This window comes from Micromonospora sp. NPDC049645 (assembly GCF_040675155.1).
Lineage (GTDB): Bacteria > Actinomycetota > Actinomycetes > Mycobacteriales > Micromonosporaceae > Micromonospora.
Genome location: NZ_JBFAOI010000003.1, coordinates 620,856 through 641,726 on the forward strand (window position 1 = coordinate 620,856; position 20,871 = coordinate 641,726).

Genomic DNA, 20,871 nt, shown 5'->3' on the forward strand with positions numbered 1-20,871 from the left:
GACACCTTCCGATCTGCTGACGCCACATGTTCCAGGGAGCACTCTGAGATGGCTCAACCTGTCACCGACGCCGAGACCGATCCGATCGCCCGGCAGCAACCCAGCCGGATGCCGTACCACCGCTACCAGCCGTACCAGGAGCAGTTCCGGGTCGAGCTGCCGGACCGCACCTGGCCCACCCGCACTGTCGACGCCGCCCCCCGCTGGTGCGCGGTGGATCTCCGCGACGGCAACCAGGCCCTGATCGACCCGATGTCGCCGGAACGCAAGCGCCGGATGTTCCAGCTGCTGGTCCAGATGGGTTACAAGGAGATCGAGGTCGGCTTCCCGTCGGCCAGTCAGACCGACTTCGACTTCGTCCGGCAGCTCATCGAGCAGGACATGATTCCGGACGACGTCACCATCCAGGTGCTCACCCAGTGCCGGGAGCACCTGATCGACCGGACGTTCGAGTCGCTGCGCGGCGCGAAGCGGGCCATCGTGCACTTCTACAACTCGACCTCCACCCTCCAGCGGCGGGTGGTCTTCGGCCTGGACCGGGACGGCATCGCCGACATCGCCACCACCGGCGCGCGCCTCTGCCAGAAGTACGCGGAGATCCACACCCCGGACACGGAGATCTTCTACGAGTACTCGCCGGAGTCCTACACGGGCACCGAGCTGGAGTACGCGCTGGAGGTCTGCTCCCGGGTGATCGACGTGATCGACCCGACCCCGGACCGGCCGCTGATCATCAACCTGCCGGCCACCGTCGAGATGGCCACCCCGAACGTGTACGCCGACTCGATCGAGTGGATGCACCGGCACCTGCCGCGCCGGGACAGCGTGGTGCTGAGCCTGCACCCGCACAACGACCGGGGCACCGGCGTGGCCGCCGCCGAGCTGGGCCTGCTGGCCGGCGCGGACCGCATCGAGGGCTGCCTGTTCGGCAACGGTGAGCGCACCGGCAACGTGGACCTGGTGACGCTGGGGCTCAACATCTTCTCCCAGGGCATCGACCCGATGATCGACTTTTCGAACATCGACGAGATCCGCCGAGCCGTCGAGTACTGCAACCAGCTGCCGGTGCACGAACGCCACCCGTACGCGGGCGACCTCGTCTACACCGCCTTCTCCGGCTCCCACCAGGACGCCATCAAGAAGGGCTTCGACGCCCTCGCCGCCGACGCGAAGGCCGCCGGTGTGCCGCTGGATGAGCACACCTGGGCGGTCCCGTACCTGCCGATCGACCCGAAGGACCTGGGCCGCACCTACGAGGCGGTCATCCGGGTCAACTCGCAGTCCGGCAAGGGCGGCGTCGCGTACATCATGAAGAGCGAGCACCAGCTGGACCTGCCGCGCCGGCTCCAGATCGAGTTCTCCGGGGTGGTGCAGCAGGTCACCGATCACGACGGCGGCGAGGTCGACCCGACCGCCATGTGGGAGATCTTCGCGACGCACTACCTGCTCGACCACCAGCCCGACCCGGCGGTCCGGTTGGCCGGTTACACGATCGGCACCGCGGACGGGAAGGTCGAGATCGACGCCCAGGTCGGCGCGGGCGGCGAGCAGCGGTCGCTCGCGGCGGTCGGTAACGGCCCGATCGACGCGTACGTCAACGCGCTCCAGTCGATCGGGGTGGGCGTACGGGTGCTCGACTACCACGAGCACGCGCTCTCCTCCGGTGGTGACGCGCAGGCCGCCGCGTACGTGGAGTGCGAGGTGGACGGGAAGACGGTCTGGGGTGTCGGCACCGACGCCAACATCGTCACCGCGTCGATCAAGGCGGTCACCAGCGCGGTCAACCGCGCACGCCGCTAGTTGTCCGGGAGGGAGGGCCCCGAGCGGGCCCTCCCTCACTTCCGGTGGGCCGGCGGCGTGGCGGCGGGCAGCGAGTGGCAGGGCTGGGACGGCGGGGCTTCCCGGGGCGGTCGGCGGACCAGCACGAGAGCCAGCACCGCACCGGCCACGAGCAGCCCCGCGCACCACTCCATCGCGCCCCGGAACGCGTCGGTCAGCTCGGCCTTCTGCTCGTACCCGCCGCCGGACAGCCCGACCAGCAGCGGTAGCGCCGCCACCGCGAGCAGGCCGCCGGCCCGGGACGCGGCGTTGTTGAAGCCGCTGGCCACCCCGGAGAACCGGTCCTGGACGGCGGCCAGCACCGACGCGGTCAGTGGCGCCACGACCAGGGTCAGTCCGATGCCGAAGAGCAGCACCCCGGGCAGTACGTCGGTCCAGTACGACGCGCCCGGTCCGACGCCGCGCAGCAGCAGCAGACCGAGCGCGGCGATCACCGGTCCGATGGTGAGCGGCAGCCGCGGGCCGATCCGTGCCGACAGGGCGCCGGCCCGGGCCGACCCGGCCAACAGCAGCAGGGTCATCGGGAGCAACGCGATGCCGGTGCGGAAGGCCGACCACCCGACCACGTTCTGCAGGTAGACGGCGAAGAAGAAGGTGAAGCCGCCGAGCGCCGCGTAGACGACCACGGTGAAGAGGTTCAGCACCGAGAAGAGCCGGCTGCTGAACAGCCCGGTGGGCAGCATCGCGGCGTCGCCCCGCCGCCGCTCCAACAGGACGAAGGTCACCGCGGACAGCACCCCGAGCAGGGCCGCGATCAGCACCTCGGCGGAGTCGAACCCGCGGGCCGGCGCGTCGATGAGCGCGTAGGTGACGCCGGCGAGGGCGAGCGCTCCGAGCAGGGCTCCCGCCACGTCGAACCGTCGGCGGGCCCGATCCCGTCCCTGGGTCCGGGAGGCGCTCTCGTCCCGGCTCTCCGGCACCCACCGCAGCGCGGCCAGCACCACCAGCACGGCGATCGGCAGGTTGAGGAAGAAGATCCAGCGCCAGGAGAGCGCGTCGATCAGCCAACCTCCGATGAACGGGCCCAGCGCGGTGGACACTCCGGACAGCCCGGCCCAGGCACCGATCGCCCGACCCCGGTCGTCGGGGTGGAAACTCGCCTGGAGCACCGACAGCGACCCGGGCGTGAGCAACGCGCCACCGGCGCCCTGAAGGAACCGGGCCGCGATCAGCCAACCGGTGCCCTGGGCCAGCCCGCACAGCACCGACGCGGCGGTGAACCACACCACGCCGATGAGGAAGACGCGTCGTCGGCCGAAGCGGTCTCCGAGCGCGCCGCCGAGCAGCACGAAAGCCGCGAGCATCAGCAGGTAGCCGTTGATGGTCCACTGGAGATCGGACACGTTCGCGCCGAGGTCCTGCCCGAGCTTCGGCAGCGCCACGTTGACGACGGTGCTGTCGAGGAAGACCATGCCAGAGGCGAGTACGGCGGCGAGGAGCGTGCCCCGGCCGGCGGTGGTTCCCATTCGGAGGGCGGACGCCGGTGCGGGTGCGGTCATCCCACCAATCTGCCTTGCATCATGTGGGAGACGCCACGAAACGCCGAAACCCTGCCCGGGTACTGTGCGCAATCGCCGGGAGCCCCCAAGCTGGAGAGGTGTCGTCTGTGCGTACCAGATCAGGACCGCGAGCGGCGGTGGCCGCGCTCACCGCGGCGCTGGCGCTCGGCGTTGCCGGTTGCGTCCCGCAGGATGAGCCGACCGCGCCGCCGCCGAGCGACGGCGGTAACGCCGCGGAGCAGCTGAGCCAGCTCACCGTCGCCACCGCCGGCTCGATGAAGGGCTACAGCCGAGAGCGCTTCCCGCACTGGCGGGACACCGGCAAGAACTGCGATGTCCGGGACAGCATCCTCCAGCGTGACGGCAAGGACGTGAAGCTCTCCGGCTGCAACGTGGTCGGTGGGCGGTGGGAGAGCGCGTACGACGGTCGGAGCGCCACCGATCCCTCCCAGGTGGACATCGACCACATGGTGCCGTTGGCCAACGCGTGGCGCTCCGGTGCCGACGAGTGGGACAACGCGAAGCGCGGCGATTTCGCCAACGACACCACCCGCCCGCAGCTCCTCGCGGTTTCCGCCTCCTCGAACCGGGCAAAGGGTGACCAGGACCCGTCCCAGTGGAAGCCGGCAAACCGATCGTACTGGTGCAAATACGCCCAAGACTGGGTGACGGTCAAGCACTTCTGGCGGTTGACGGTGACCAGCGCCGAGAAGGCGGCCCTGACCGACATGTTGGAGGGTTGTTCAGTGGGGAGCGATTCGTGACCGCCGCCGGGGAGAGCGGCCCGTCCGCCGCCGGCATGACCGCGGACGGCACCGCCGAGACCCCCGCCGCCGTGCCGGGCGCCGGCATGGTCGCGGATTCGGGCGGCGCGGCCGGTCCGCAGAACCGCACCACCGACGTCGTGCCCGGCCCCGGTGGCGTGATGACCGACGAGGTCGGCGTCGTCACCGGCGACCTGACGCTGCGCACCGAGTACGCGGACGGCAAGGTCGCCCTGCGGGTGCAGTACAAGGACGCGGACGAGTGGTACACGGTGACCGGCACGTCGGTCGCCCTGGCCGACCCGGCCGGCCTGGACGCGGTGCACGGCGTCGCGGTCGGGCTGCTGAACCGCCCCGAGGGCTGACCACCGCCGGCACCGCGTCCAGGGGCCGTCCTGGACGGGACGGCCCCTGGCGGTGTCACGGGGTGGGGATCAATTCGCCCGGCGGATCGACGGGACCGGTGCCGTCCGTCGGGCGGACCAGCTCCACCTCGACCTCGTGCGGCCGGATTCGGCCGGCGGCGATGTCCTCGGCGAAGTGGCAGGCCACCCGGTGCCCGCCGACCACGTCGCGCAGTTCCGGCCGCTCGTCGGCGCACCGGGTCGGCTGCGCCCAGGGGCACCGGGTGTGGAACCGGCAGCCCGACGGCGGGTTGGTGGGCGAGGGCAGGTCGCCGGCGAGCAGGATGCGCTCCCGCCGGTCCTCCACGACCGGGTCGGGCACCGGCACGGCGGACATCAGCGCCCGGGTGTACGGGTGCATCGGCTCGCGGTAGAGGTCGTCGCTGGACGCCTCCTCCACCAGACCGCCCAGGTACATGACGCCCACCGTGTCGGCGATGTGCCGGACCACGGCCAGGTCGTGCGCGATGATCAGGTACGTCAGGCCGCGCTCGTTCTGCAGGTCCTCGAGCAGGTTGAGCACCTGGGCCTGGATCGACACGTCCAGCGCGGAGACCGGCTCGTCGGCGACGATCAGGTCCGGGTTGAGCACCAGCGCCCGCGCGATGCCGATCCGCTGGCGCTGACCACCGGAGAACTCGTGCGGATACTTGCCGAGGGCGGAGGCGGGCAGGCCGACCGCCTCCAGCGTCTCGCGCAACCGCCGGTTGGTCTCCGCCTTGTCGCCGGCCAGCCCGTGCGCCTTGAGCCCCTCCACCAGCAGCGACTCCACGGACTGTCGTGGGTCGAGGCTGGAGAGTGGGTCCTGGAAGATCATCTGCATCCGCCGGCGGGATTGGCGCATTGCCTCGCCCTTGAGCGCGCGGACGTCGGTGCCGTCGAAAATGATCTCACCGTCGGTGGGTTCGACCAGCCGCAACAGGCCGCGGCCCAGCGTCGACTTGCCGCAACCCGACTCGCCCACCAGGCCGTAGGTCTCACCCTTGCGGATGCTCAGTGACACACCGTCCACCGCGTAGACGTACCCGACCGTCCGGTCGAAGAGCAGGCCGCTCTTGATCGGAAAGTGGACCTTGACGTCGCGCAGCTCGATCAGGGGACCGGTCTCTTCGGTCATCGGACCGCCACCTCCTCGGAGACGGGGTTGTTGCAGCGGAGGTCGCCGCCGCTGGCGGTGGGCTCCAGCGGTGGAGGCCCTTCGAGGCACGCGTCCACCACGTTGTCGCAGCGTGGCGCGAACGCGCACCCCTCCGCCCAGGGAATGTTGTCGGAGACCGACCCACGGATCGCGTGCAGCCGTTCGCCGCGCGGTGAGTCGAGCCGGGGCACCGAGTTGAGCAGCCCGTGGGTGTACGGGTGTCGGGCGTGCGCGAACAGCTCGTGCCGCCGCGCCCGCTCGACGACCTTGCCGCCGTAGAGCACGTTGACGGTGTCGCAGAGCCCAGCCACCACACCCAGATCGTGCGTGATCATGACGAGTGCCGTACCGGTCTCGTCGACCAGCTGCTTGAGCAGGGTGAGGATCTGCGCCTGGATGGTCACGTCGAGCGCGGTGGTCGGCTCGTCGGCGATCAGCAGCCGAGGCTTGCAGGCCAGCGCGATGGCGATCAGCGCCCGCTGCCGCATCCCGCCGGAGATCTGGTGCGGGTACTCGCTGAGTCGCCGCTGCGGGTCGGGAATGCCGACCGCGTCGAGCAGGTCCCGCGACTCCCGCAACGCCTGCTTGCGGTCGCGGCCCTGGTGGCGCTCCAGCACCTCGGCGACCTGGACTCCGATCGGGATGACCGGGTTCAGCGACGACAGCGGGTCCTGGAAGATCATGCTGATCTCCCGACCGCGCCGGTCGCGCATGTCGTCCGGCCGCAGCTTCAGCAGGTCGGTGCCCTCGAAGAGCACCTCCCCGGTGACCTTGTTTCCGCGCTTGGGCAGCAGGCCCATGATGGCCAGGCTGGTCACACTCTTGCCGCAGCCGGACTCGCCGACCAGGCCGACGGTCTGCCCCGGCTCCACCGAGAAGCTGACCTTGTCGACGGCGGTGAAGGGCCGCTCGCCGCGGCGCTGGAACACCACGCTCAGGTCACGGACGTCGAGCAGGCTCATCGGGTCACTTCCTCTCGCCGGCTGACGCCGGCCGGGCTTGTCGCACGCACCGCTGTCACCGCCGGTTCTTCGGGTCGATCGCCTCGCGCATCGCCTCGCCCAACAGGGTGAAGCCGAGCGCGACCACGATGATCGCGAGCGCGGGGTAGTACGCCAGCTCCGGGCGGACCTCGAAGTAGCGCTGGCCGTCCACGCCGAGCATCAGGCCCCACTCGGCCCGGTTGATGTCCGGGTCGCCGAGGCCCAGGAAGGAGAGCGCGGCGGCATCCAGAATGGCCACCGCGAAGGTCAGGGTGGCCTGCACGATCACCGCGGTCAACGAGTTGGGCAGCATGTGCCGCAGCACGATGTTGCGCTCCTTGACACCGAGCGCGCGGGCGGCGAGCACGTGGTCGCTCTCCCGCTGGGCCAGCATCGAACCGCGCAGCAGCCGGGCGAAGATCGGCACGCTCACGATGGCCACCGCGAAGATGACCGTCCACTGGCTCGACCGGCTGGCCAGGGCGACCAGGGTGATCGCGAGCAGCAGGCTCGGCAGGGCCAGCATCACGTCGGTGAGCCGCATCAGCACCACGTCGACCCAGCCGCCGAACGCGCCGGCGATCGCGCCGATCAGCACCCCGAGCGCGAGACCGATGAGGGTGGCGAGCACGCCGACGAAGAGCGTCTGCCGGGCGCCGTAGATCATTCGGGAGAGGAAGTCCCGGCCGAGCGGATCGGAGCCGAGCGGGTGGTCGGCGGTGGCCCCGGGGATGGTGTCCACCGTGAGGTTCTTGGTCAGCTCGTCGAAGCGCTGCACCGGGTCGTGCGGCGCGATCAGCGGAGCGAAGATCGCCATCAGGACGAAGAGCCCGACGATGATGGCGCCGACGATGGCTACCGGGTTGCGGCGGAGCCTGCGCACGGCATCCCGTACGAGGCTGATTCCGCCCCGGTCGGCGGCACTCGCCTGGGCCAGTTCGTCGAGCCGTGCCTTCTTGCGGTCGCCGAGCAGGCCGATGCTGCGCTCGCTCATGCCGGGGCGTGGCTTGTCGTCACCGCTGCGGGGGGCCGGCGCGCCGGCCTGGGTGGTCGGGTCACTCATCGCACACGCACCCTCGGGTCGATGAAGGCGTAGGAGAGGTCGACCAGCAGGTTGACCACGACGAAGACCAGCGCGGCGAGCAGGATGATCGCCTGGAGCACCGGGTAGTCCCGGCCGCCGCTGATGGAGTCGGTGATCAGCGTGCCGAGGCCGCCCCAGTTGTACACCTTCTCGGTGAGCACCGCGCCGGAGAGCAGCGCGCCGGTCTGCAACCCGATGGTGGTGACCACCGGCAGCAGCGCGTTCCGCAGGATGTGCCGGCCGCGGATGGTGCGGTGCCGCAGGCCCTTGGCCTCGGCGGTCCGTACGTAGTCCTCGTTGAGCACGTCGAGCACGCTGGCGCGGGTGATCCGGACGATCACCGCCAGCGGGATGGTGGCCAGCGTGATCGCGGGCAGGATGAGGTGCCACAACGCGTCGGCGCTGGCGTCGAACTCGCGCGTCAACAGGCCGTCGAGCACGAAGAAGCCGGTGACGCTCGTGTTGTCCAGACCGGTGGTGAGCCGCCCGGACGGCGGGAACCAGTGGATGTTCTGGGTGAAGACGTCCTTGAGCAGGTAACCCAGGAAGAAGATCGGGATCGAGATGCCGAGCAGCGTGCCGGCGATGGTGAGGTTGTCCAGCGCCCGCCCCCGCCAGCGGGCGGCGAGATAACCGAGCGGCACCCCGAGACCGACCGCAATGATCATCGCGGCGAGGGCCAGCTCGATGGTGGCCGGGAACGCGCGGCTGATGACCTCGGTCACCGGGTCACCGGTCCGGATCGAGTTGCCGAAGTCGCCGGTCAGCACCCGCTGCATGAACTTGCCGTACTGCACCAGGATCGGCTGGTCGTAGCCGAGCGCCTTGGTCAGCAGGGCGCGGCGCTCGGGGGTGGCCCGCTCACCGAGCAGTGCCTCGACCGGGCCGCCGGGCAGATTCCGCAGCCAGATGAAGATCAGCGCCGACAGCGCTATCAGGGTCACCGCCAGCTGGAGTAGCCGGCGGACTATGACTCGCAACATCTCTCACACACCAGACTCTCGATGGTCGCGCGATCGGCCCGGGCCGGGAGAACCCCGGACCCGGGCCGATCACGCTTACGGCGTCAGCCGGAAAACGTCACTTGCTGACGCTTACCGTGTTGAACCGCTCGTCGGTCAGCGGGCTGGCAACCAGACCCTTGACGTCCTTCGTGACGACGATCGCCGGCGGGGCGTGCCAGATCGGCACGGCCGGCAGCCACTTGGTGGCGATGTCCCGGTTGACCTGCTCCCAGGCCGCCTTCTTGCCGGCGTCGTCGACAGTGGCGTCGGCCTTGGTGATGGCCTCGAACATCTCGGTCATGGCCTGGTCGCCGAACTCGGCCTTGCCCCGGCCGAAGAACGTGCCGACGAAGTTGCCCGGGTCGTTGTAGTCACCGGTCCAGCCGAGGATGTGCAGGTCGTGCTTGCCGAACTGCTGCACGTCGTCCTTGAAGCCACCGTTCCACGGGCGGGGCACACCGTTGACCTTGATGCCCACGGCCTGGAGGTCGTTGGCGAGAACGGTGAAGATCTCCTGCGGGTTCGGCATGTACGGCCGGGAGACGTCCGGCGGGTAGTAGAAGTTCAGCGTCAGACCCTCGGCGCCGGCGTCCTTGAGGAGCTGCTTGGCCTTCTCCGGGTTGTACTCGTATTTCTGCACGTCCGGGGCGTAGCCGAGCACGGTGTCCGGCAGGAACTCGTCGGCGACCTTGGCGCCACCCGGGCCCTTGGTCTGCACTAGCTGCTGGCGGTTGAGCGCGTAGGCGATCGCCTGGCGCACCCGCAGGTCCTTCAGCTTCGGGTTCTTCTGGTTGAGGCCCAGGTAGAGGATGTTGAACGCCGGGCGGTTGACGACCTGGAAGCCCTCGCTCTCGAGCGCCTTGCGGTCGGCCGGGGCCGGGAAGTCGATGCCCTGCACGGTGCCGGCACGCAGCTCCTGCTTACGGGTGCTCTCGTCCTTGATGATCTTGATGATCATCTTGTCCACCTTGGCCTTCTCGCCAAAGTAGTCGGGATTCCGGTTCAGGGTGATCTCGTTCTTGGCCTTGTCCCAGCCGCCGAAGGTGAACGGACCGGTGCCCACCGGGTTGGTGGTGGCGAAGGCGCTGTACTCGAACGAGTCGCCGCTCTGCTTCACCGTGTTGGCGTCGTACTTCTTCAGCGCTTCCGGGCTGGCGATGGAGAGCGAGGTCAGCGCGAAGGCACCCGGGAAGGCGCCCTTGTACTTGTTCAGCGTCAGGACGGCGGTGCCGTCGTCCTTGGCCTCACACTTGTTGTAGATCGACTCGCCGGCGCCCTCGGCCTCGTTCTTCGCGAACCCGCCGAAGGTGTCCATGTAGTAGATCATCTGGGACTGGGCGGCGGCGCCCTTCATGTTGTACCAGCGGTCGAAGTTGAAGCAGACCGCGGCGGCGTTGAACGGCGTGCCGTCGTGGAACTTCACGCCCTGGCGGAGCTTGAACGTCCAGACCTTGCCGGCCGGGTCGTGCTCCCAGCTCTCCGCCAGGCCGCCCTGAAGGTCGGCGGTGCCCGGCTTGTGGCTCACCAGGGTGTCGAACATCTGCCGGACCGGCCGGAACGACTCACCGTCATCGTTGAAGATCGGATCGAAGTTCTTCGGGTCACCGGCACCCGCGAAGATGAAGGTGCCGCCAGTCTTGGCCTCGCCACTGTCACCGTCGCGATCACTCTCCGCGCAGCCGGCCGCGCCGACCGCCAGTGCGGCAACGGCCGCGATGGCCACAGCCGTTTTTAGCCTTCTCGCCTGCATCTCTCACCTCTGTCATGCGGATGACCACACCGAGTTGTGGCTCGGTCCGTGTGCGGGAGGCTATGACATGTCACACGGGAAGCGGAACGGGCGCTGGGCAATCGCTATCAAGCCGACACCTTGCGCGCGGGTCTGACAGTCGACGGTTCGGCGCATACATCGAGCGACACAAACCCGGACGCCACGAGGCCAGCCGTCGACACCGCCTACCGACGACGCCGGGACGCCTCAGGAGGGCGTCGGCCGGGGCGTGGGCGGTGGGCAGTCGGCCAGCCGCTCGACGACGGAACTCGCCGCGGCCGAACCCAGGTCGTGAAAGGTCACCCGATGGCAGGCAGCGACGCTGCCCGCGCCGAACAAGGTGCCGAAACGGGCCGAACCATACACGGTCACGGACAGATCGGGCAGCCGGCGGACCTCCCGGACCTGCACCCGGGCGCCCTCCGCGACCGCCGCCAACCGGTCGTCGGTCGGTGCCGGGTCGCCGGCGGCGACCACCGCGGCCCCGTACGCCTGCGCGTCGCGGGTCACCTCGGCTTCCGCCCGAGCCTCCTTGGCGCGGCTGTTCGAGGCCAGTCGCGCCGTCCCCACCTCGATCGCCACCGCGACGCCGACGATGATCAGGGCCAACACGACCATCAGCACCACCGGGGGTCCGGAACGCCCGACCGGTCGCCGTGTCGTCACACGCCACCTCCCAGAGGTACGCCGGTGGGCCCGCGCTCGTCGCGCGGACCCACCCGAGCACTCAGTTGTAGCCCACCGCCGACAATCGTGACGTCACGGCGTTGGAGTATGTCACCGCGCCGGTGTCCTTCGGGTGGAAGGAAGCCCGACTGATGCAGACGTTCAAGCCGGCCGTGATCCAGCCGACGCAGGTCGCGTAGTCGTCGTTGGCCACCAGCCGGAAGTCGCCCTCACCCTCGGGGCCGGCGACCACACTGTTGATGTCGTCCGGTACGAGGATGTCGTGGCCGACGTCGTACTTGCGGCACGTCCCGTGGTCGAGCATGCCCTCGACCATGTCGGTGAACTGCACCTTCCGCCCGGCCGCGCGCGCCGCGTCGACCATGGTCCGCTGCGCGTCCCGCATGTAGACGGCCAGCCTGTTGATCATCCCCATCTCGCCCGCCGTGTACCGGCCGAAGACGCACGAGTCCATGTAATAGCTGGCGAAGATGCGCGGATAGCCTGCCAGCATGATGGTGGCGTTGCCCGCCTTCGCGGCCACCGCGTCGATCAACTGACGCACCTGGAACTGCGCGCTGTCGATCCGCTGCTGCACCAACGTCTCGTAGCTGGCGGTGTCGCATGCCTCCTCCGCGCACTTGGTCATCGTGTCGGGGAAGCCGGCGTCGTTACCGCCGGCCGAGAGCAGCACCAGCGTCGTGTTGCCGTCCAGCACGCCGGACTCGATCTGGGACATCTCCCGGAACTGCCCCTCCGCCGCATAGCCGTAGTCACCGATGGCGCTGGGCGGACTCTGCCAGTAGCTCGGCGTACTGGTGCTCTGCATCTGGTCCGCCGTCGCCCCCGAGCAGCTGACGAACTGGAAGTCCAGGCTCTGGTCGTGGCTGGCCAGCCGACTGGAGATCGAACTCGACGAACCGGGAAGGCGGGTCAACAGCGGCCACGACTTGGTGCTGCGGCGGCAGGCGTTCCAGGCTCGGCTGCCGTAGTTGTTGTCCGTCTCGTAGTAGTAGCTGCCGGCGCCCTCACCGGAGCCGTACGAGTCACCCATCGCCACCACGAAGTGCCGGGGCTTGGCGCTCAGCGGGACGAACGCGAGAGCGTCCCAGGCCACGTCCTCGGTGCCGTTGCCGTCCTCGCTGATGTTGCTCAGCTCCACCGACTGGGCACCCGAGTTGGCGAACTGGTACGTCCCCAGGGTCACCCAGCGGTGCGCCTCGGTCCGGGTCGGAATGTAGCGGGTCTTCTGCCCCGACCCCGTGTTGATCACGTACTTCGCCTGCTGGGTGTGCGCGCCATGGTCCGGTATGTGCACCATGACCTTGGCCCAGCCGTTGAGTCGCGTGGTCGGCGTCCACCGCCCGGTGACCTTCTCCGGCGCGGTGTCGTACCTCTGGGTGTGCGTGAACCAGAAGTGACCCCCGAAACCGCCGCCGATCTGGTGGGTGTCCACCTTGCCGGGATAGATGGTCACGTTGTTCGGCCCGACCCGGGACGGATAGTTGAACGAGAACTTGCCCGCCGGTGTGTAGTCCCGCTGGCAGCCCTGCGGGCCGAGCGGGGACGCACTGTCGATGTCGTCGATGATCAACGCGTTGCTCGGCAGTCCGGTTCGGCTGCACTGCGAGTCGTAGATGCTGGAGCCGTACGGGCGGGGCTCGACGCTCGTGTACCGCCGGTTCTCCAGACCGCAGTTGACCTGGCAGTCCGTCCAGGTGACCGGTGAGTGCCACCAGCACTTCAGATCGTCCCGGGTGCACGGGCCCGGCTTCTCCGTCGGATAGTCGCCCGGCACCTCCGACACGTTCGGGTCACAGGCGTTCTGGGCCGGCACGCAGAAGGTGAACCGCTCCGGCTGGGCGACCAGCTTGTTGCGCTCCTGCGCCGTGGCGTACGTCGGGCTGTAGTTGCCGGTCTCGTAGTTGTAGCGGCGCAGCGAGGTGTAGGCGAAGCCCATCACCCGCTCCGGGTACGACCAGTGGTTCGGGTGCTTGGCGTTGTCGTAACCGACCTGGTCGTCGATGGGCGGCGTGGCGCCCGGCACGTCCAGCGGCTGGGTCAGGAACATCTTCCGATCCGCCGGATAGTTGGGGTTGGACGGGTTGTTGGCCCAGCCCACCCCCCAGGGCAGGGTGGGGCTCTGCGGGATCTGGCTGTAGAAGCCGGTGTTGTACGCCCAGATGGCGAACCACCAGTTCTCGATGTACCTCGGGTCGCCGTTGTTCGCGATCAGGCCGGCGTTCCGGGTCTGGTTCCACTTGTCCTGCAGGATCCGCAGGCCGGCGGCGACGTTGACGGTGTAGTCCAGTGCCACCGCCTTCTGCTTCGTCGCGTCCCACTGCACGCCCGCGAGCCACTGGTCGGTGTCGCTCTTCTTCATGCCGGACGTCACCTGACCGACGCCGTAACCGCAGTCGGTCTTCGTCCAGTCAATCTTGGTGTAGTCCGGGCTCAGCAGGTCCAGCCCGTAGTAGCCGAGGCTGGTCAGCGGGTTCCCGGCCAGACCGTCGACGACGTGGAAGCTGGCCTGCCACAGGTTCGACTCCTGCGCCAGGATCCCCAGGAACACCTGCGCCGGCACGGTGCCGCCGCCGGTGAGCTGCATCGACGGGAACATCCCCTGCGGCGAGTACGCCGGCAGGCCGTTGTTCGCCCAGTTCGCCGCCCGCTGGAAGGTCAACTGTCCGTTCACCGCCAGGTCGGCCGCCCACTCCACCTGCTCGCGGGTCGGTTGGTACACCTGGATGCCCGGATCGTTGCGGCGCACCGCGCAGGAGCCGTCGAGGTCGTACGCCACGGTCTCCGGGCTGGGGTCGGCGAAGGTGGTCGCGTTACCCGTCCTGCCCGCGCCCGCGCCCGGCGCCGCCCGCCCGGCGCCCCCACTCGGCAGCACCGTGAAGGCGACATCCGCGCCCGTACGCAGTCGAGCCTTGATGTCGACCCGGTCCGTCCGACCGTCGCTCGGCGAACCCCCGATCTGCCCGGACGCCTCCCGACCGGTGACGGCCCTGGTCACCACCAGGTCACCGGTGCGGGAGACGTCACTGTCGGGCGGCGCGTCGATCGCGCGCCACCCGGTGGGGAGGCGCTTGCCGACGAGCCGGTCCGCGGCCCGCCCGCCCACGGCGAAGACCCGGCCGCCACCACCGGCGCGCAGCTTGACCGTGCCCGTCGGCACGGTCGCGAGCGCCAGCACGTGACCACCGGTCATGCGCGCCAGGTCGACCTGGTCTCCCCGGGCCACCTGAAGGGCCACGTCCCGGGGACCGTCCGCCATCAACCGGAACGGTGATCCACCGGTCCGCAGGGTCGCCCGGACCGCTCCGCGGCGGTCGAGGGTGAGCAGAGCGTCGCCCTTGGCGGCGATGATGTCGTCACCGACCGGGATGGCCGAGGTGAGCTGACCGGGCGACGCCACCTTCTGGGCGGCGGACGGCCTGCGGGTGTCCACTCTGGCCAGTGTGGTTCGCGCCGCCGTGCCGGCCCGCGGCGATGCCGGCAGTTCCAGGCGGGACAGCACCGCCGTCTCTCCCGCCCCGCAGCCGGGGTTGTGATAGGCCAGGGAGTAGCGCTCGGGCAGCTTGGTGACAGCGCCCGTGTCCAGGTCGACGACCGCCGCGAAGGCTCCCGCGTTGACCAGGTTCTCCCGGTTCGTGAATTCCCGGGGCGCGTAGACCACCACCGCGCGTCGACCGGAGCCGGTCAGGCAGACCTGACCGATCCACTGGTCCGTCGGCAGGCCGGGCTCACCGAGCGTGGCGGCCGTCCGCCAGCGGTACGCCTCCTTACCGTCCGCCACCAGCACGTGCAGACCGGTTTCGTCGGACGAGGTGGTGACCACCCGGTCGGCGGAACGCCGCCAGGTCGCGCCGAGCCGCCGGTCGGGATCGACGACCCGGTCCGGGTCGGCCGGCCGGGTCGGATCAGCCCGACGGTTCGAATCAGCCGCCCGGTCCGAATCAGCCGGCCGGTCCGGGTCAGCCGGCCGGCCGACGGTTGTCGATGTGGCGGGGCCGACGGAGGCGGCCGCGGCCGCCTGTTGAGACGGAACCAGCGGCATCAGCACCGCGATTCCGAGTAGCGGAGCCAGGAACCGGCGCACGGTGACCTCCGTCGAGGGATGCGGAGAGAAGAGCCCTCATCCTCCCGACGGAGTTCACCCAAGTGTCATCACCGACTCACCGTCCGCCCATCACGGCGGCAGGTGACGGTGCCGCCCAGCGGCGACCATCTGCTGGGGTCAGACGGCCCGGCGGCCCTCGAAGGCCCGACCGAGGGTGATCTCGTCGGCGTACTCCAGATCGCCGCCGACCGGCAGCCCGCTGGCCAGCCGGGTCACCGAGATGCCCATCGGCTTCACCATCAACGCCAGGTAGGTCGCGGTCGCCTCGCCCTCGGTGTTCGGATCGGTGGCCAGGATCAACTCCCGCACACCGCCGCCACCGAGCCGGATCATCAACTCCCGGATGCGCAGATTGTCCGGGCCGATCCCCTCCAACGGATTGATCGCGCCGCCCAGCACGTGGTAGCGACCGCGGAACTCACCCGTCCGCTCGATGGCCACCACGTCCTTGGGCTCCTCCACCACGCACAGCACCTCGTCGGTGCGGCGCGGGTCGCGGCAGATCCGACACTGCTCGGACTCGGCCACGTTGTAGCAGGTCGTGCAGAACCGGACCAGCTCCTTGACCTTGCGCAGCGCGCCGGCCAGCCGGTTGACGTCGGCCGGATCCGCCGACAGGACGTGGAACGCGATCCGCTGAGCGCTCTTCGGGCCCACGCCCGGCAGCCGACCCAGCTCGTCGATCAGATCCTGGATGGCACCTTCGTACATCTGCCGGCTCAGAAACCGGGCAGGCCGAGGCCGCCCATGCCGCCGGCGACCGGGCCCATCTTGCGCTCGGTCAGCTCCCGGGCCGCCTCGGCGGCGTTGTGCACGGCCGCGACGACCAGATCCTCCAGCGTCTCCACGTCGTCCGGGTCGACGGCCTTCGGGTCGATCTTGATGGTCTTGAGCTCGCCGGCGCCGGAGACGGTCGCGGTGACCAGCCCGCCACCGGCGGTGCCGGTCAGCTCGGCCTCGGCCAGCTCGGCCTGGGCGGCGGCGATCTGCTGCTGCATCTTCTGCGCCTGCTTCAGCATCTGCTGCATGTTCGGCTGTCCACCTGGGCGCACGGGATGGCTCCTTCTCGCACTCGTCTGCTCGACCGCCGCTCAGCCTATCCGCTGGGACCGACCTCGCCCCGCCCGGTGCGTCCGCCCACGCCGGGCCTTCCGGGTACGGCTACCCCTACCCCGAACCGGCCGTCTGCTGGTAGTGCGCCGCGACCCGCCGCGCTGGTCTGCTCGTGGCATGAACCTCAACCGCATCGGCCGGGTCGGCGCGCTGTGCTGGGTCGCGGCCGTACCCATCTTCCTCGTCGCCAGCCTGGTCACCGGGCTGCGGTGGCGCGAGCCGACGTACAGCTGGGCCACTCACAACATCAGCGACCTCGGCAACGCCCACTGCGGCGTCTGGGACACCAGCCGACCGCGCTACGTCTGCTCACCGTGGCACCCACTGATGAACGCCGCGACACTGGCCACCGCCGTACTGCTCGCCGCCGGGCTCCTGCTGACCTGGCGGATCCTCGGACGCGGCCCGGTGGTGCGCTCGGCTCAGACGCTCCTGCTGGCGGCCAGCGGCGGATACGCCCTGGCCGCCGCGTACCCGGCCGACGTCGACGAGAACCTGCACGTCCTCGGCGCATTCCTGATCATGGGGGTGGGCAACGTCGGCCTGCTCCTCGCCGGTTTCGCGCCGGGAACCACGACGCTCGGCCGGTGGCGACGGCTCACCCTCACCGCCGGGCTCGTCGCGCTGGCCGGCACGGCGCTGTTCTTCGCCCAGCAGGGCGTCGGGATCGGCGTGGGCGGCATGGAACGGGTAGCCGTCCTCCCCTTCCCGCTCTGGGCCTGCTGCCTCGGCGTCCTGCTCGCCGAACCCCCTCCCCTCCGCGATCTTGCACTTTCTGCCTCGACATAACGGGCCATTCCACGCAAGACGACGACCGAAACTGCAAGATCGCCGAGACGGGGTGGGGGTTGTCAGCGGGCGTCTACTTCGTCGATCTTTTCGGCGCCGAAGGTCTCCCGAAGCAGGCGCACCGCCTGTTCCTCGCTCGACTCTCGGGCGGTCTTCTCGTCGATGATCTCGTCCAACGGCTCGTCGCCCGGGTCGAACCCCTCGTAGGTCGGGGCCGCCGCCGGTGCCGCGCCACCCGGCCGGCCGGCCCGCGCCGGGCCGTCGAAGTCCGGGTCGTAGGGCGGCTCGCCGGCCCATTCGGCGTCCGCGATGGGCCGGGCCGCCGCTCCGGTACGCGCACCGCGCCCCGCCGCCGCCGCGCGAGCCGCGGCGATGGCGCTGCTCACCGGCGCACCACCGGCTGTCGCCGGCTGCCGGGCCGCCGGTGTGGGGTTACCCCGCCCGCCCGGCTTACCGCCACCGGCCGCCGCCCCGGGGCCACCCGAACCACCCGAACCGCCCGAACCACCTGGTCCGCCTGGTCCGCCGCCGTTCGCGCCACCGCCGATGGTGCCGCTGCCGTTCGCGCCACCGCCGTTCGCTGCGCTGCCGTTCACGATGCTGCCGCTCGCTGCGCTGCCGTTCACGCCGGTCGGCGCCGGTGTGGAGCTGGGGGCGTCGGGGCTCGACCCGGCCGACCCGCCGCCGGGTCGGGCCGCCTCCGGCCAGTCCTCGTCGTCCGTCGCCTCGGCGGCGGGGGCACCGCCGCCGGGACGAGCCGCCTCCGGCCAGTCGCCCTCGTCGTCCGCCGCCGGGGCGGCGGGCGCTGCCTCGCCCTGCCCAGCGGCACCGTGACCGCCGGAACCCGCGCCGGCACCGCCTCGCACAGCCGGGTCGGCAGCGCCTCGCGTAGCCGCGCTGGCACCGCCTCGCGTAGCCGGGTCGGTAGCGCCTCGCGTAGCCGGGTCGGCAGCGCCTCGCGTAGCCGGGTCGGCAGCGTCGGTCGGGTTCGCCGCAGCGGGCACTGCGGGCGCTGGACCGGCGGAGGCGCTCGGGCCAGCCGCAACGTTCGGGTTCGCCGCAGCGGGCACCGCGGGCGCTGGACCGGCGGAGGCGCTCGGGCCAGCCCCGACGTTCGGGTTCGCGGCGGCCGGCGGCGCGCTCGTCGGGGCGGCGGCGGTCGGCGCCGCCACGGGCGGGGTGTCCGGTGCGGCGGGTCGGGCCGGTGCGGCGGGTTGCGAGCGCGGTGGGCCGGACAACGACGCGCCTCCGCGCTCGCCGGCCACCTCGCACCGGATCTGCCAGCGCCCGCCCAACTCCTCGTAGAGGGCGTCGGTGAGCACCGCCGCGTGATCGGCCATCATCTTGGCCAGCACGGTGGACTTCACCGTCAGCACCAGCATGTCGCCGTCGAGTTCGCGGACCACCGCGTCGCGCATCAGCGCGGCGATCCGCTTGTTGGTCCGGTTGACCTTGCCGACCACGTCGGGCCAGACGCGGCGGACCGCGACCGCGTCCAGCGCGGCGGCCGGCGCACCCGGTCGGGGCGGCGCGGGCGTGGCCGGGTCGGGAAGCACCGCCGACGGTGGGACCACGCGACGCGGGGCCGGCCCGGCGGGTGAGACGGGTACGGGTTGGTCAGTGGGGGCCGAACCGGTCGACGCACCGGGGGACGCCGGGATCGGCGAGTCGGCGGCCGAGACGTACGAGGCAGGTGCACCTGAGGTCGGGGCGGCTGCCCCGGCGACCGGAGCAGCCGGGGCGGCGGCGTTCTGCGTCGGGGAGACCGCCGGGTCGACCGTCCACGGCGGTGCGGAGGTCGGGGCGTTCACCGGCGCCGGGGTGGCGGCAGCCGGAACCGGGGTGGCTGGCTGTGGGCGTACCCCCGGGTGGGTGGCGGGCGCGGAGCCGGCGGTGGCCGACGGCGCGTCGGTGCCAGCCAGGGTGAGCCGACGTTCCATCCGCTCCAGGCGTTGGAGCAGGCCACCGGCGGAGTCGTCCACGCCGGGCAGCAGCATCCGGGCGCAGATCAACTCCAACAGCAGGCGGGGCGCGGTGGTGCCGCGCATCTCCACCAGGCCGTCGTGCACGATGTCGGCGCAGCGGGAGAGCGTGGCCGGGCCGAGTTGCGAAGCCTGGGCGGCCATCCGTTCGATCTGGTCGGCCGGGCCGTCGATCAGGCCCTTCGCGGCGGCGTCCGGCACCTGCTGGATCACGATCAGGTCGCGGAGCCGCTCCAGCAGGTCGGAGGCGAACCGGCGCGGGTCGTGCCCGGCCTCGGCCACCCGGTCGACGGTGGCGTACGCGGCGGCGCCGTCCCCGGCGGCCAGCGCGTCGCACATCTCGTCGATCAACGCGGCGTCGGTGACCCCGAGCAGGGCGGCGGCCCGGGCGTAGCTGACACCCTCCGGGCCGGCGCCGGCGATGAGCTGGTCGAGCACCGAGAGGCTGTCCCGGGCGCTGCCGCCACCGGCGCGGACCACCAGCGGGAAGACCGCCGGCTCGACGGCGACGCCCTCGGCCTCGGTGAGCTGCTCCAGGTACGGGCGGAGCACCTTCGGCGGGATCAGCCGGAACGGGTAGTGGTGGGTCCGCGACCGGATCGTGCCGAGGACCTTCTCCGGCTCGGTGGTGGCGAAGATGAACTTGACGTACTCCGGAGGCTCCTCGACCAGCTTGAGCAGGGCGTTGAAGCCCTGGGTCGAGACCATGTGCGCCTCGTCGATGACGTAGATCTTGAAGCGGCTGCTGGCCGGCGCGAAGAAGGCGCGCTCGCGCAGCTCGCGGGCGTCGTCGACACCACCGTGGCTGGCCGCGTCGATCTCGATCACGTCGATCGAGCCGGCACCGTCGGTGGCCAGCGAGCGGCAGGACTCACACTTGCCGCACGGCTCGGGGGTGGGTCCCTGCTCACAGTTGAGCGAGCGGGCCAGGATCCGGGCGCTGGAGGTCTTGCCGCAGCCGCGCGGGCCGGAGAAGAGGTAGGCGTGGTTGAGCCGTCCGCTGCGCAGCGCCTGCGACAGCGGCTCGGTCACGTGCTCCTGACCGATGACCTCAGCGAAGGTACGCGGCCGGTACTTGCGGTAGAGCGCCAGCGTCACTCGTCCCGCCTCCTCTCGACCGAGCCATTCTGCGCCGGTCGGGCGCGGGTGACCACCCACCCCGCCGGGGCGCCTGGGTTGCCGCGCCGCTCGACCGGGCCGTCGGGCTCGCGACCTGGCCGCCGGGCTTGATCGACTCGGCTTCCTGAAAATCGGGGTGTCCGCGTGCCCGGGACACCGCGACATCACGGATGTCGAGTGGATCAACCGGCCCACAGACGAAAAGGCCTCCCGTGCACCCGGCAGAGCTCGCTTATCCTTGCTGCCTTCCGGCCCTGGGGAGGTTCACGAGATACCGCCGCACGGGAGGTGACGCCCAGCCTACCCGACCGCCGGTCGATCTTCAGGGGGTGGTGGGGTGGCCCGCCCGACAGCGGCCTGTATCCTGGCTCGCGGAGGATTCGCCTAGAGGCCTAGGGCGCACGCTTGGAAAGCGTGTTGGGTTTACACCCTCACGAGTTCGAATCTCGTATCCTCCGCTCGCCTGAGCAGTAGAAGCGGCGAGGGGGGCCCGCCGGGGGGGGGGGCGGGGCCCGCGGCGAACAAAAGAGAACCGGGGAGGGAGCCCCAAGCAAACCCCGACGCGAACCGGGGGGGGGGAAACAGAAGAA

General features: G+C 70.6%; 15 protein-coding genes, 1 tRNA gene and 1 other RNA gene. 5 read left to right on the forward strand and 12 right to left on the reverse strand.

Annotated elements, in window-relative coordinates; translation table 11 throughout:
- Positions 1 to 48 precede the first annotated feature (48 nt).
- The gene (leuA, locus tag AB0J33_RS11475) at positions 49 to 1,800 is read left to right on the forward strand and encodes a 2-isopropylmalate synthase (RefSeq protein WP_363612326.1); all 1,752 of its coding nucleotides are present in this window, start codon (positions 49 to 51) and stop codon (positions 1,798 to 1,800) included.
- Positions 1,801 to 1,835: 35 nt separating this feature from the next.
- Here the strand turns inward: leuA and AB0J33_RS11480 are convergent, their stop codons facing one another.
- Positions 1,836 to 3,338, reverse strand: a complete 1,503-nt coding sequence (locus AB0J33_RS11480; RefSeq protein ID WP_363612328.1) for an MFS transporter — start codon at positions 3,336 to 3,338, stop codon at positions 1,836 to 1,838.
- 107 nt (positions 3,339 to 3,445) lie between these two features.
- Between AB0J33_RS11480 and AB0J33_RS11485 the strand changes: the two genes are divergently transcribed.
- Both AB0J33_RS11485 and AB0J33_RS11490 read left to right on the forward strand, forming a co-directional pair.
- The gene (locus AB0J33_RS11485; protein WP_363612330.1) at positions 3,446 to 4,102 is read left to right on the forward strand and encodes an HNH endonuclease family protein; all 657 of its coding nucleotides are present in this window, start codon (positions 3,446 to 3,448) and stop codon (positions 4,100 to 4,102) included.
- On the forward strand, positions 4,078 to 4,467 hold the full coding sequence (locus AB0J33_RS11490) for a hypothetical protein (protein WP_363612332.1): 390 nt from the start codon (positions 4,078 to 4,080) through the stop codon (positions 4,465 to 4,467). Before AB0J33_RS11485 ends, AB0J33_RS11490 begins: the two co-directional genes overlap by 25 nt.
- Before the next feature lie 55 nt (positions 4,468 to 4,522).
- On the opposite strand, the gene AB0J33_RS11495 is transcribed toward AB0J33_RS11490, so the two are convergent.
- From AB0J33_RS11495 to AB0J33_RS11535, 9 genes are all read right to left on the reverse strand, one after another.
- Positions 4,523 to 5,623: an oligopeptide/dipeptide ABC transporter ATP-binding protein gene (locus AB0J33_RS11495; protein ID WP_363612334.1), complete on the reverse strand. Its 1,101-nt coding sequence runs from the start codon at positions 5,621 to 5,623 to the stop codon at positions 4,523 to 4,525.
- Positions 5,620 to 6,606, reverse strand: coding sequence for an ABC transporter ATP-binding protein (locus AB0J33_RS11500; RefSeq protein ID WP_363612336.1), 987 nt, complete (start codon positions 6,604 to 6,606; stop codon positions 5,620 to 5,622). The genes AB0J33_RS11495 and AB0J33_RS11500 overlap by 4 nt, the downstream gene beginning before the upstream one ends.
- A gap of 55 nt (positions 6,607 to 6,661) precedes the next feature.
- Entirely contained in the window at positions 6,662 to 7,621 is a 960-nt protein-coding gene (locus AB0J33_RS11505) for an ABC transporter permease (protein WP_363612413.1), read from the reverse strand.
- A gap of 65 nt (positions 7,622 to 7,686) precedes the next feature.
- Entirely contained in the window at positions 7,687 to 8,694 is a 1,008-nt protein-coding gene (locus AB0J33_RS11510) for an ABC transporter permease (protein WP_363612338.1), read from the reverse strand.
- Between the two features lie 97 nt (positions 8,695 to 8,791).
- Entirely contained in the window at positions 8,792 to 10,465 is a 1,674-nt protein-coding gene (locus AB0J33_RS11515) for an ABC transporter substrate-binding protein (protein WP_363612340.1), read from the reverse strand.
- Positions 10,466 to 10,693: 228 nt separating this feature from the next.
- Entirely contained in the window at positions 10,694 to 11,152 is a 459-nt protein-coding gene (locus AB0J33_RS11520) for a hypothetical protein (RefSeq protein ID WP_363612342.1), read from the reverse strand.
- A gap of 61 nt (positions 11,153 to 11,213) precedes the next feature.
- On the reverse strand, positions 11,214 to 15,257 hold the full coding sequence (locus tag AB0J33_RS11525; RefSeq protein WP_363612344.1) for an SGNH/GDSL hydrolase family protein: 4,044 nt from the start codon (positions 15,255 to 15,257) through the stop codon (positions 11,214 to 11,216).
- Positions 15,258 to 15,395: 138 nt separating this feature from the next.
- On the reverse strand, positions 15,396 to 15,989 hold the full coding sequence (gene recR, locus AB0J33_RS11530) for a recombination mediator RecR (RefSeq protein ID WP_030328135.1): 594 nt from the start codon (positions 15,987 to 15,989) through the stop codon (positions 15,396 to 15,398).
- 8 nt (positions 15,990 to 15,997) lie between these two features.
- Positions 15,998 to 16,306: a YbaB/EbfC family nucleoid-associated protein gene (locus tag AB0J33_RS11535; RefSeq protein ID WP_363612415.1), complete on the reverse strand. Its 309-nt coding sequence runs from the start codon at positions 16,304 to 16,306 to the stop codon at positions 15,998 to 16,000.
- A gap of 202 nt (positions 16,307 to 16,508) precedes the next feature.
- On the opposite strand from AB0J33_RS11535, the gene AB0J33_RS11540 reads away from it, so the two are divergent.
- Positions 16,509 to 17,180 (forward strand): DUF998 domain-containing protein, encoded by a 672-nt coding sequence (locus AB0J33_RS11540; RefSeq protein ID WP_363612346.1) that lies wholly within the window; start codon positions 16,509 to 16,511, stop codon positions 17,178 to 17,180.
- Positions 17,181 to 17,242: 62 nt separating this feature from the next.
- On the opposite strand, the gene AB0J33_RS11545 is transcribed toward AB0J33_RS11540, so the two are convergent.
- Both AB0J33_RS11545 and ffs read right to left on the reverse strand, forming a co-directional pair.
- Positions 17,243 to 20,260 (reverse strand): DNA polymerase III subunit gamma and tau, encoded by a 3,018-nt coding sequence (locus AB0J33_RS11545; RefSeq protein WP_363612348.1) that lies wholly within the window; start codon positions 20,258 to 20,260, stop codon positions 17,243 to 17,245.
- Between the two features lie 222 nt (positions 20,261 to 20,482).
- Positions 20,483 to 20,572, reverse strand: an RNA gene (ffs, locus tag AB0J33_RS11550) — signal recognition particle sRNA small type.
- Positions 20,573 to 20,654: 82 nt separating this feature from the next.
- Here ffs and AB0J33_RS11555 point away from each other — a divergent pair.
- Positions 20,655 to 20,739, forward strand: a tRNA-Ser gene (locus tag AB0J33_RS11555).
- The last annotated feature ends 132 nt before the right edge of the window (positions 20,740 to 20,871 follow it).